Source organism: Xanthomonas sontii (assembly GCF_040529055.1).
GTDB lineage: Bacteria > Pseudomonadota > Gammaproteobacteria > Xanthomonadales > Xanthomonadaceae > Xanthomonas_A > Xanthomonas_A sontii.
This window is the reverse complement of record NZ_CP132342.1, coordinates 1,520,803-1,532,694: the sequence shown is the minus strand read 5'-3', so window position 1 is coordinate 1,532,694 and position 11,892 is coordinate 1,520,803. Positions and strand designations below refer to the sequence as shown.

Annotated in this window: 11 protein-coding genes; 5 read left to right on the top strand and 6 right to left on the bottom strand. The window is 70.0% G+C overall.

All coding sequences use genetic code 11. The features are described 5' to 3' along the window. The first annotated feature begins 85 nt into the window (after window positions 1–85). Window positions 86–1,390 carry an NAD(P)/FAD-dependent oxidoreductase gene (locus RAB70_RS06580; protein WP_148828660.1) on the top strand — a complete coding sequence of 435 codons (1,305 nt, stop codon included), beginning with the start codon at window positions 86–88 and terminating at the stop codon, window positions 1,388–1,390. A gap of 57 nt (window positions 1,391–1,447) precedes the next feature. Beyond that, on the top strand, window positions 1,448–2,065 hold the full coding sequence (locus RAB70_RS06575) for a trimeric intracellular cation channel family protein (RefSeq protein ID WP_026143642.1): 618 nt from the start codon (window positions 1,448–1,450) through the stop codon (window positions 2,063–2,065). 123 nt (window positions 2,066–2,188) lie between these two features. On the opposite strand, the gene rpoH is transcribed toward RAB70_RS06575, so the two are convergent. From rpoH to rhlB, 6 genes are all read right to left on the bottom strand, one after another. Next, window positions 2,189–3,067 (bottom strand): RNA polymerase sigma factor RpoH, encoded by an 879-nt coding sequence (gene rpoH, locus RAB70_RS06570; RefSeq protein WP_026143641.1) that lies wholly within the window; start codon window positions 3,065–3,067, stop codon window positions 2,189–2,191. 218 nt (window positions 3,068–3,285) lie between these two features. After that, window positions 3,286–4,017, bottom strand: coding sequence for a uracil-DNA glycosylase (gene ung, locus RAB70_RS06565; RefSeq protein WP_148828661.1), 732 nt, complete (start codon window positions 4,015–4,017; stop codon window positions 3,286–3,288). Window positions 4,018–4,045: 28 nt separating this feature from the next. Beyond that, window positions 4,046–4,888 (bottom strand): response regulator, encoded by an 843-nt coding sequence (locus tag RAB70_RS06560; protein WP_017909425.1) that lies wholly within the window; start codon window positions 4,886–4,888, stop codon window positions 4,046–4,048. 7 nt (window positions 4,889–4,895) lie between these two features. Continuing rightward, a complete protein-coding gene (gene ftsX, locus RAB70_RS06555; protein WP_017909424.1) occupies window positions 4,896–5,840 on the bottom strand; it encodes a permease-like cell division protein FtsX in 945 nt (314 codons plus the stop codon). Next, entirely contained in the window at window positions 5,837–6,523 is a 687-nt protein-coding gene (gene ftsE, locus RAB70_RS06550) for a cell division ATP-binding protein FtsE (protein WP_017909423.1), read from the bottom strand. The genes ftsX and ftsE overlap by 4 nt, the downstream gene beginning before the upstream one ends. A gap of 73 nt (window positions 6,524–6,596) precedes the next feature. After that, the gene (gene rhlB, locus RAB70_RS06545; RefSeq protein ID WP_148828662.1) at window positions 6,597–8,354 is read right to left on the bottom strand and encodes an ATP-dependent RNA helicase RhlB; all 1,758 of its coding nucleotides are present in this window, start codon (window positions 8,352–8,354) and stop codon (window positions 6,597–6,599) included. Between the two features lie 203 nt (window positions 8,355–8,557). Between rhlB and trxA the strand changes: the two genes are divergently transcribed. The 3 genes from trxA (at window position 8,558) to RAB70_RS06530 (ending at window position 11,866) form a co-directional block, all read left to right on the top strand. Further along, window positions 8,558–8,899, top strand: a complete 342-nt coding sequence (trxA, locus tag RAB70_RS06540) for a thioredoxin TrxA (RefSeq protein ID WP_017908556.1) — start codon at window positions 8,558–8,560, stop codon at window positions 8,897–8,899. Between the two features lie 242 nt (window positions 8,900–9,141). Then, window positions 9,142–10,938 (top strand): transcription termination factor Rho, encoded by a 1,797-nt coding sequence (gene rho, locus RAB70_RS06535; RefSeq protein ID WP_148828663.1) that lies wholly within the window; start codon window positions 9,142–9,144, stop codon window positions 10,936–10,938. Window positions 10,939–11,065: 127 nt separating this feature from the next. Further along, entirely contained in the window at window positions 11,066–11,866 is an 801-nt protein-coding gene (locus RAB70_RS06530; protein WP_148828664.1) for a hypothetical protein, read from the top strand. Window positions 11,867–11,892 lie beyond the last annotated feature (26 nt).

Genomic DNA, 11,892 nt, shown 5'->3' with positions numbered 1-11,892 from the left:
GGCGGATCGGTGCGCGCGCGACTGCGAGGCGACCGCCGCGCCGATACCGGACGCTCTCCTCTTTCTCCCGCTCCTGGAGTCCTGCATGAACGACACACCCGTGCCGCACCTGATCGTGGTCGGCGGTGGCTTCGCCGGCTTGTGGGCCACCCGCGCCCTGGCCAGGACGCCGCTGCGCATCACCCTGATCGACCGCCGCAACCATCACCTGTTCCAGCCGCTGCTGTACCAGGTCGCCACCGCCGGCTTGTCGGCGCCGGACATCGCCGCGCCGCTGCGGCAGATCCTGCGCCACCAGGACAACGTCGAGGTGCGCCTTGGGGAAGTCGTCGACATCGACAAGCAGGCGCGGCAAGTGCGCCTGGCCGATGGGCAGGCGCTGGCCTACGACTACCTGCTGGTCGCCACCGGCGCCACCCACGCCTATTTCGGCCACGACGACTGGGCCGCGCACGCACCCGGCCTGAAGACCCTGGACGATGCCCTGCAGTTGCGCCGGCACCTGCTGCTGGCGTTCGAACGTGCCGAGGCGGAAACCGACCCCGCCGCGCGCGCGGCCTGGCTCAGCTTCGCCATCGTCGGCGGCGGCCCCACCGGGGTCGAGCTGGCCGGCACCCTGGCGGAGATCGCGCGGCACACGCTGAAGCACGAGTTCCGCCGCATCGACCCGGCCGAGGCGCGGGTGCGGCTGATCGAGGCCGGCCCGCGGGTGCTGTCCTCGTTCCCCGAACACCTCTCGGCCAAGGCGCAGAAACAGCTGGAGAAGCTCGGCGTGGACGTGCTGACCGGGGTGCCGGTCGCCGACATCGACGCCCATGGTTATCGCCTTGGCGACGCCTTCGTGCCGGCGCGGACCGTGGTCTGGGCCGCCGGCGTGGCCGCCTCGCCGCTGGCGAAGACCCTGCAGACGCCGCTGGACCGCAGCGGCCGCGTGCAGGTGCAGCCGGACCTGAGCGTGCCCGGCCATCCGGAGCTGTTCGTGGCCGGCGACCTGGCCGCGCTGCAGCAGGCCGACGGCCGCCCGGTTCCCGGGGTGGCACCGGCCGCCAAGCAGATGGGCCGGCACGTCGCCGACACCCTGCGCCAGCGGCTGCGCGGCGACACCGCCAGCGTGCCGTTCCGCTATGCCGACTACGGCAACCTGGCCACCATCGGGCGCATGGCCGCGATCGTGCACCTGGGCCGGCTGCAGCTCTCCGGGGTGCTGGCCTGGTGGTTCTGGCTGGCCGCGCACGTGTTCTTCCTGATCGGCTTCCGCAACCGCGTGGTGGTGCTGCTCAACTGGGCCTGGGCGTACTGGAGCTACCAGCGCGCCGCGCGCATCATCCTCGGCGACCCGCCCGCGGCGGAGGACACGCAGGCGCAGCCCGCACCGCCCGTGGACAGGTGACACTGCAAGGCCGGGCTGCGATCCTAGCCGGCCTTTTTGCTGCAGCGCAGTGCCGTTTTGGCCACCTTCCTGTTCCTGCTCGACCTGCTGGGCACCTTCGTGTTCGCGATCAGCGGCGCCACCGTCGGCGTGCGCCACCGCCTGGACCTGTTCGGGGTGCTGGTGCTGTCGTGCGCGGCCGCGGTCTCCGGCGGCATCGCCCGCGACGTGCTGATCGGCGCCACCCCGCCGGCGGCGCTGGCCGACGTGCGCTATCTCGGCGTCGCCTGCCTGGCCGGGCTGCTGGCTTTCTACAGCCACCACACGGTCGAGCGCCTGCGCAATCCGGTGCAGATCTTCGACGCGATGGGCCTGGCGCTGTTCGCGGTCTACGGCACCAGCAAGGCGCTGGCGTTCGGCCTGGGCCCGCTCAGCGCGCCGCTGCTGGGCATGCTCAGCGGCATCGGCGGCGGCATCGTCCGCGACCTGCTGGTGGCGCGCACGCCGGTGGTGTTGCAGGCCGAGCTGTACGCGGTGGCGGCGCTGCTCGGCGGCGGCGTGGTGGCCGCGGCGCAGGTGCTGCACCTGCCGCAGCCCTGGGGCCTGGGGGTGGGTGCGGTGCTGTGCTTCGGCCTGCGCTTCATGGCGATCCGCTACGGCTGGCACCTGCCGGTGGCGCGTCCGCCGGAGTCGTGATCCAGCGGCGTGCGGAAGGACTTCCGCAGCCGGCAGTCGCCAATCCGCGGGCAGCCCAGGACAAGAAAAAGGCCCGGCAATGCCGGGCCTTTTCGCACGTTGCAATCGCTCGCCGCAGGCGACTCAGGCGACGAACAGCGCCTTCATCTTCTTCAGCGCGTTCGCCTCGATCTGGCGGATGCGCTCGGCCGACACGCCGTACTCGTCGGCCAGTTCCTGCAGGGTGATCTTGCTGTCGGCATCCAGCCAGCGGCGCTTGATGATGTCGCGCGAACGCGCATCCAGTTCCGCCAGGCCTTCACGCAGCAGCTGCAGCTGGTTGTCCTCGCTGTCGGCGCGTTCGTAGGCCTGCGAGGGATCTTCCTCGTTGGCCATCAGATACGCGGCCGGCGACGGCGGTGCGTGGTCGTCGTCCTCGTCGGACGGCGCATCGAAACCGATGTCGCGACCGGACAGGCGCGACTCCATCTCCAGCACCTCGCGCTCGGACACGTTGAGGTCCTTGGCCACGGCGGTGACCTCGGCCGCGTTCATCCAGCCCAGGCGGGTCTTGGACTTGCGCAGGTTGAAGAACAGCTTGCGCTGCGCTTTGGTCGTGGCGACCTTGACGATGCGCCAGTTCTTCAGGATGTACTCGTGCATTTCGGCACGGATCCAGTGCACCGCGAAGCTGACCAGGCGCACGCCCATGTCCGGGTCGAAACGCTTGACCGCCTTCATCAGGCCGATGTTGCCTTCCTGGACCAGGTCGCCCAGCGGCAGGCCGTAGCCGTTGTAGCCGCGGGCCACGTGCACCACGAAGCGCAGGTGGGAATGGACCAGTTCGCGGGCCGCGTCCAGGTCTTCCTGGTCGCGATATCGCACCGCCAGTGCACGTTCCTCGTCGGACGTCAGCACCGGGATCTGATGCACGGCGCCGATATAGGCATCCAGCGAACCGAGCGGACTGGGGATCGGGAGGTTGTTGGCAACCAATGCGTTGGAAGTAAGCGTCTGGCTCATAGGGCTCATCTTAGCAGTCTACTAATTGGACTGCTGGGTACAGTAAAAAGTTCCTGTGTTCTGTTTATGCAACATATGAATCAGGAATGACACTGCATCACAAGCCACTGAAACAATCGGGACGCATCGTCATCCCGTTCTCTGACCGCAAAAGTAGCAGCCGGTTCGCGAAAATGGCGTCCACGTCAGGCGACAGCGTCGCCCTGTCCAACCGCGGTTCAGGCGCCGCCCAGCGCCGCTTCCAGCTCTGCGCGCGGCGGCAGACTCCAGTCGATGGGGGCGGCGCCGCGGCGCTTCAAGTACTCATTGGCCGCGGAGAAATGCTTGCAGCCGAGGAAGCCGCGGTGCGCCGACAGCGGCGAGGGGTGCGGCGCCTTCAGCACGCGGTGGCGGCGGGTATCGATGACCTTGCCCTTGGCCTGGGCATAGCTGCCCCAGAGCAGGAACACCAGACCCTCGCGCTCGCGGTTGAGGGTCTCCACGACGTGGTCGGTGAAGCCCTCCCAGCCCTTGCCCTGATGGGCGCCGGCGCGGCCCTCCTCTACCGTCAGCACCGCGTTGAGCAGCAGCACGCCGCGCTGCGCCCAGGGCAGCAGGCAGCCATGGTCGGGACGGCGGATGCCCTGGTCGTCCTCGATCTCCTTGTAGATGTTCAGCAGCGACGGCGGCACCGGCACCCCCGGCAGCACCGAGAAGCACAGCCCGTGCGCCTGGCCGTAGCCGTGGTACGGGTCCTGGCCGAGGATCACCACCTCCACCTTTTCGAACGGGGTGGCGTCGAAGGCGGCGAAGATCTGCCGCCCCGGCGGGAACACCCGCGCACCGGCGGCCTTGCGCTGGCGCAGGAAGGTGGCCAACTCGCGCATCTCCGGACGCAGCAGCCAGTCGCCGACCTGCGCCTTCCATGACGGCTCCAGCTGGATCCGGCTTTCGTCTTCGTTGTTGCTCATCGCTTCCAGGCTCGGGACATCACATCGGTCAGAAGGTCACCGCGATCTCGTCGAGCCGCGCCAGGCGCAACTGGAACAGCACCTTGGTGACCAGCAGGCGCTCTTCGATCGGTTTCTGCACCAGGTCGTTGGCGCCGGCGCGCAGCAGCTCGGACTGGGTGTGCGGATTGCTGTCGCCGGTCATCACCAGCACCGGCATGCGCCGCTTGCCGTAGGCGAAGTCGACGCGGATGCGCTGGACCACGTCGCGGCCGTTGAGCTCGCCTTTCAAGGTGACGTCGGTCAGCACCAGGTCGATACGGCGGGTGGTGCGGCCCAGCGACTCGGCGGTCAGCAGGGCGAAGGCGTCCTCGGCGCTGAGCACGTGCACCACGTGCAGCTGCTGGCGCTCGAGCATGCGCTTGGTGGCTTCGGCCACCACCCGGCTGTCCTCGACGTAGAGGACGGTGGCGCCGGCCACCGGCTGCGGCTGCACGTAGCCGCGGATGAAGGTGGCCAGCGCCTCGTGGCCGAGCGCCTTGTCGAAATAGTCGGTGACGTACTCGGTGAAGCGGCGCTCGACCAGGTGCTGCTGGGCGTCGCCGGAGACCACGATCACCGGCACGTAGGCCTGGCCGGCGGCTTCGCGCACGCTGCGGGCCAGGGTCAGGCCGTCGCCGTCGGGCAGCCCCAGCGAGGTGGTGACCAGATCGACCGGGCCGGCCTCCAGTGCGGCGCGCGCCTCGGCGATGCTGGCGCAGCCGACCACGGTCACGTCGGGCAGTTCGCGATGCAGCACGTCGGCGATCAGCTTGCGCACCAGCTTCGAGCCATCGACCACCATCACCCGGGGGGCGGCGCTGATCAGATGCTTGAGCTCGTGCCCGGCCATGTGCGCCTCAGGTGTCGGTGGGCCGCGTCTGGCGCAGGAAGTGACCGGTCACCAACCAGGCGCCGAGCCAGCCCAGCAGCAGGGTGCCGAGCAGCACGAAGCCGGCGTGCAGCGCGTCCAGCCCGTGCAACACGAAGTGGCTACCGTAGCTGTCGGCCAGTGCCGCCAGCGGCTGGCCCAGGGCCATGCCGGAGGCGGCGAGCAGGCCCAGCGCCAGCACTCCGGCGCCGAAACCGTACCAGGCGCCCAGGTACAGGAACGGGCGGCGGATGAAACCGTCGCTGGCGCCGAGCAGCTGCAGCACGCCGATCTCCTCGCGTCGCGACTGGATGTCCAGGCGCACCGTGTTGCCGACCACCAGTACCGCACCGGCGCCGAGCAGCAGCGACAGCACCTGCACCAGGCGTTCGCCGAAATGCAGCCAGCCGTCCAGGCGCTTGCGCCACAGCGCGTCGTGCTGGACCAGGTCGGCCTGCGGCAGCGCGGTCAGCGCGGTCGCCAGCGGGGTGTCGTCGGCCGCGGCGGGAGTGACGATCAGCAGCGTCGGCAGCGGGTTGTCCTGCAGCGCGTCCAGCGCCTCGCCCAGGCCAGCGCTGTCGCGCAGCTCGGCCATGCCTTCGGCGGGGGTGCGCAGCGTCACCGCGGCCACATCGCCACGGCCGCGCAGGGTCTGCGCCAGCGCCTGCGCCGCGGCGGCGTCGACGTCGGTCTTCAGGAACACGTTGATGTCGCGCGACTGCTGCACGCTGCCGGCGAACTGCTTGAGGTTGTCCAGGGCGATCGACAGGCCCAGCGGCAGGGTCAGCGCCAGCGCCATCACCGCCATGGTCAGCAGCGTCGCCCACGGCTTGCGCATGGCGCGGCCGAGGCTGTAGACGATGCTGTGCAGGTGGTGGTCCCACCACACGCCCAGCCGCGAGGGCGCCGCGGCGCCGGCGTTGCGCGCGCTCATTCGGCCAGGTCCTGCGGCGAGATGTCGTCGATCAGGCGGCCGTGGTCCAGGATCAGCACGCGCTTGCGCATCTGCTTGAGCAGGGCCAGGTCGTGGCTGACCACCAGCACGCTGGTGCCACGCGCCGGCAGTTCGGCGAACAGCTGCATGATTTCCGCGGCCAGGGTCGGGTCGAGATTGCCGGTCGGTTCGTCAGCGACCAGCAGCCGCGGTTCGCCAACCATCGCCCGGGCGATCCCGACGCGCTGCTGCTCGCCGGCCGACAGCTGCGAGGGCAGCGCCTTCTCGCGGTGGCCCAGGCCCATGCGCTCGAGCACCGAGCGCACGCGCTTGCCGATCTCGGCGCGACGGGTGCCGCGCAGGATCAGCGGCAGGGCGACGTTCTCGGCGATGCTGCGGTCGGTGAGCAGACGGTGGTCCTGGTAGACCGCGCCAACCTCGCGCCGGTGCAGGGGCACGCGGCGGCCGCGTACCTTCAGCAGGTTGCGCTCGCCGAACAGCACCGCGCCGCGCGAGGGCCGCTCGCTCAGGTGGATCAGCTTGAGCAGGGTGCTCTTGCCGGCACCGGAATGGCCGGTGACGAACAGCATCTCGCCCTCCTCGACCTCGAAGCTGACGTCCACCAGCGCCGCGTGGCCGCCGGCGTACTGTTTGCTGACATTGTCGAACCGCAGAACGCTCATCCGGCGATTATGCCGGAGCGGCTGGGGTGTTCGTCCACCGCGCGCGTCGCACGCGGCGGACGGCCGGTCCGGCTCAGGAGCTGGACACCAGCGAGCGCAGCTTGCGGCCCAGGCGGGTCAGGAACGAATCGTTCTTCGCCGCCGCACCACGCTCGGCCTGGCGCGCAGCCTTGACCGGGGTGGCCACGACCTGCACCGGCTTGGCCGGGGCCGCGGTCGCCGGGGCGGCGCTGCCGTTGCCGGCCGGTGCGCCCTCGGCACCTTCCAGCGGACGCCCGCCGCGACGGCGACGGCGCTTGCGCGGCGCACGCTCGCCCTCGACCGCGGGCGCTGCGCCCTCGGCCGGCGCGGCACGCGGCGGCTTGGGGGCAGACGCTGGCGCGGCGGCAGCCGGCGCAGTGCCGTCGGCCGCAGCGGCGGTGGCATCGGCCGGACGCGGCGTGCGCGGACGCCGCGGCTTGCCGTCGGCGCTGCGCGACTCGCCACGGCCGCCCGGGCCGCTGCGACCGCCGCCGGGCTTGCCGCGACCGCCGCCACGACGCTGCTCGTCGGCCTCGCGCTGGGCGCGGGCCTCGCGGAAGATCTCGCCGATGCTCTCCTCGCCATCGGCCTCGGCCGCCTCGCCCTCTACCGGCGCGCGCGGGGTGCGCGGCAGCGCCACCAGCAACTCGGCGGTGACCGGCTCGACCGGGATCTTCTGTTCGATGTAGGCCTCGATGTCCGGCAGGCTCATCGCATAGCGCTCGCAGGCGAAGCTGATCGCGTCGCCCTCCTCGCCCAGCCGCGCGGTGCGGCCGATGCGGTGCACGTAGTCCTCGGCGTCGAACGGCAGGTCGTAGTTGTAGACGTACTTGACCCCGTCGATGTGCAGGCCGCGCGCGGCCACGTCGGTGGCCACCAGGATCTCCAGCTGGCCCTTCTGGAAGCGGTTGAGCAGGGTCTCGCGCTTCTTCTGCGGCACGTCGCCGGACAGCACGCCGACCCGGTAGCCGTTGCGCTCAAGCGCCCGCGCCACGCGCTCGACGAACGCCTTGGTGTTGACGAACACCATGGTGCGCGCGCCCTCGCTGCGCGACAGCAGACCCAGCAGCAGGGTCAGCTTCTCCTCGTCGGAGGGGAAGTAGATGCGCTGGCGCACGCGCGCGGCGGTGATGCTCTCGGTCTCGACCACGAGCTTTTCCGGCTCGTTCATGTGCTCGTAGGCCAGCTCCAGCACGCGGTGGCTGAGGGTGGCCGAGAACAGCAGGGTCTGGCGGGTGCCGCGCTCGGGCATGCGCCGCAGCAGGAAGCGGATGTCCTTGATGAAGCCCAGGTCGAACATGCGGTCGGCTTCGTCGAGCACGCAGATCTCGCAGGCGTGCAGCGACACCACCTTGTGCTGCTTGACGTAGTCGATCAGGCGGCCGGGGGTGGCGATGATCACGTCCACGCCCTGCTGCAGCAGTTCGCGCTGCTTGTCGTAGTCCACGCCGCCGTAGACCAGGGCGAAGCGCAGGCCCAGTTCGGAGCCGAACTTGACCGCGTCCTTGTGGATCTGGATCGCCAGCTCGCGGGTCGGGGCCAGGATCAGCGCGCGCGGATCCTCCGGCTTGCGGTCGGCCAGCGCCGGGCGGCTGAGCAGGCGGTTCATCACCGCCACCAGGAACGCCAGGGTCTTGCCGGTACCGGTCTGGGCCTGGCCGGCCACGTCGCGGCCGGGAAGGGCCACCGGCAGGGTCAGCGCCTGGATCGGGGTGCAGCGGGTGAAGCCGGCGCTTTCGAGGCCTGCGAGCAGCGCGGGCTGCAGTTCGAACGCGGAAAAAGTCACATCGGTCAGCGGTTTGTCGCTCATCATTCCATCTTCGTGAGGCCACCCCGCCCGAAGCGTAAGGTCGCGGCTTGCATCGGTCCCGGCAGCGTCGCACACTGGCGTCTTCCATGCGCGGGTCGCGCGACAGGGGGAATCCCTTGAGATCGCCGCGCAATGCCCCAGTTTACCGCAATGCGGCGGCCACCCGGTCCGGCCAGTCGCATTGGCCCAGGAGAACCCCCAAAGTGAGCGACAAGGTCCTTTACGTCGGCGACGCCGATTTCGATGCCACGGTGCTGCAGTCCGACGAGCCGGTCCTGGTGGACTTCTGGGCCGAGTGGTGCGGCCCGTGCAAGATGATCGCGCCGGTGCTGGACGATCTCGCCGACGCCTACGACGGCCGCCTCAAGGTCGCCAAGGTCAACGTGGACGAGAACCGCGCCACCGCGATCAAGTACCACGTGCGCTCGATCCCGATGCTGCTGCTGTTCAAGAACGGCCAGATCCAGGCCACTCAGATCGGCGCGGTCGGCAAGGGCCAGCTGACCCAGATGATCGACAAGACCCTGGGCGGCAGCGCCGCCTGACACCCGCTGCCGGCGACCGCTCCGCAACCGGGGCGGCGCCGCGGCAGCCCGGCCGGCGCAGCATCGCCGGCGGCTGAATCGCCCACGAACGCCTGCTTGCCGTGCCTGCGTGGCGGTGATAGTGTCGATACATCCGGTGGCATTCGCACACCGCACCCCCTCTGGAAGATTCTCTCCCAGACCTCCTCCCAACCCCGTATGCCCCCACGCTGGGCGCTCGCACTCTTAGCGAGGAACACCACTTGTCCGATCACACCATGTCCGAACCCGGGAGCGCCGACGCCCCCGCCGAGAAGCGCGTGCGCAAGCCGCGCGTCAGCAAGGCCGCGAGCGGCGCGGAAGGCGCCGCCGAACACGGCGCGCCGGCACAGCCGACCCTGCCGCTGAATCCCGCGCCCGCGCCTGCACCCGTCCAGACCGAGGCGCCGCGCGCCGCGGCCCCGGAGTCGGCCCCGGCCGCGAGCAGCGGCCAGAGCCACGGCGGCGGCGACGCGCCGGCCCAGCAGGGCGGCGGCGGCCAGGCGTCCGAAGGCGGCGAGCCGCGCGAAGGCCGTGAGCCGCGCGACGGCGGCAACAACAACCGCTTCAACAATCAGAACCAGAACAACCAGAACAACCAGCAGGGCAACCGCCGCGATCGCTTCCGCAATCGCCGCGACCGCGACCGCAACCAGCGCGGCGGCGACCGCTTCCAGGACAACGGCCTGCCCAGCGACAACGGCGGCAACGAGCCGTTCGTGCCGCGCCCGCACGCCAGCGTGCCGGAAGGCTTCCCGATCTACTCGCTGAGCGATCTGAAGAAGATGCCGGCGCAGAAGCTGCTGGACATCGCCGAGCAGCTCAACATCCAGGACGGCGTGGCCCGCGCGCGCAAGCAAGATGTGATCTTCGCCCTGCTGAAGGTGCTCACCCGCCACGGCGAAGGCGTCGCCGCCGACGGCGTGCTGGAAATCCTGCCGGACGGCTTCGGCTTCCTGCGCGCGGCCGAGGCCAGCTACCTCGCCGGCCCGGACGACACCTACATCTCGCCCAGCCAGATCCGCCGCTTCAACCTGCGCACCGGCGACCACCTGTCCGGTCGCATCCGCTTCCCGAAGGACGGCGAGCGCTACTTCGCGCTGTCGATCGTCGACACCATCAACGGCGAGCCGCTGGAAGCGAGCAAGAACAAGGTCCTGTTCGAGAACCTGACCGCGCTGTTCCCGCGCAAGCGCTTCACCCTGGAGCGCGGCAACGGTTCCTCGGAAGACATCTCCGGCCGCATCCTCGACCTGATGGCGCCGCAGGGCAAGGGTCAGCGCGCGCTGATCGTGTCCCCGCCGAAGGCCGGCAAGACCATGCTGATGCAGCAGGTGGCCACGGCGATCACCACCAACCATCCGGACGTGCACCTGATCGTGCTGCTGATCGACGAGCGCCCGGAAGAAGTGACCGAAATGCAGCGCACCGTGCGCGGCGAGGTCATTTCCTCGACCTTCGACGAGCCGGCCGCGCGCCACGTGCAGGTCGCCGAAATGGTGATCGAGCGCGCCAAGCGCCTGGTCGAACACAAGAAGGACGTGGTGATCCTGCTCGACTCGATCACCCGCCTGGCCCGCGCCTACAACAACGTGGTGCCGTCCTCCGGCAAGGTGCTCAGCGGCGGTGTCGACGCCAACGCCCTGCACCGCCCCAAGCGCTTCTTCGGCGCGGCGCGCAACGTCGAGGAAGGCGGCTCGCTGACCATCATCGCCACCGCGCTGGTCGAGACCGGCAGCAAGATGGACGAGGTGATCTACGAAGAGTTCAAGGGCACCGGCAACAGCGAAGTGCACCTGAACCGCCGTATCGCCGAGAAGCGCGTGTACCCGGCCATCGACATCAACCGCTCCGGCACCCGCCGCGAGGACCTGCTGATCGAGCCGGAACTGCTGCAGAAGATCTGGATCCTGCGCAAGCTGCTGCATCCGATGGACGAGATCGCGGCGATGGAATTCCTGCTGGACAAGATGAAGAACACCAAGTCCAACGACGAGTTCTTCGGTTCGATGAAGCGCTGAGTCCAGCGCCGGTTCGACCGCAACGCCCCGCTTCGGCGGGGCGTTCGCGTTTGTGGCGGCGGCACTGTGTTGCCCAGTGTCTTGCTGGCGTCGGGTCCGACGGTCTTTCGACGTGGGCGCGGGTGAGATGGGCGGCATTCGCCCCGCCGCGTCCGTCGCCATGCCCGCCACCGCCAACACCGCCGTCAGCAAGGTCGCCCCGGTCACTCTCGGTTTCTGGGTGATGAAGATCTGCGCCACCACCCTGGGCGAGACCGGCGGCGATCTGTTGTCGATGACCCTGGATGTCGGCTATGCGCTGAGCAGCGTGCTGCTGCTCGGGGTCTTCCTGGTCTCGCTGTGGGCGCAACTGCACGCTCGCAACTTCCAGCCATGGCGCTACTGGTGGGTGATCCTGACCACCAGCACCGCCGGCACCACGCTGTCGGACTACATGGACCGCAGCCTGGGCCTGGGCTACGCGCAGGGCGCGCTGCTGCTGGTGAGCCTGCTGGTCGCGGTACTGGCGACGTGGTGGCTGTGCGAACGCAGCCTGTCGGTCGCGCGGATCGGCAGCGGCCGTGCCGAGGTCTTCTACTGGCTGGCGATCCTGGTCTCCAACACCCTGGGCACCGCGCTGGGCGACTACCTCGCCGACAGTTCGGGGCTGGGCTTCGCCGGCGGCGCGCTGCTGATCGCGGCGCTGCTGGCGGCGATCGCCCTGGCCTATGCGTTCACCCGGGTCTCGCGCACGGCGCTGTTCTGGGCGGCGTTCGTGCTGACCCGTCCGTTCGGCGCCACCCTCGGCGACCTGCTGAGCAAGCCGGCCGGCAAAGGCGGGCTGGACCTGGGTACGGTCGGTGCGTCGCTGCTGCTGGCCGCGCTATTGCTGGCGGTGCTGGTCGTCTCGACCCGGCGCCGCGACGGCGATCGCCGCGCGGCACGCTAACGTCGGCGGGTGGTCTGCGCGGGGCA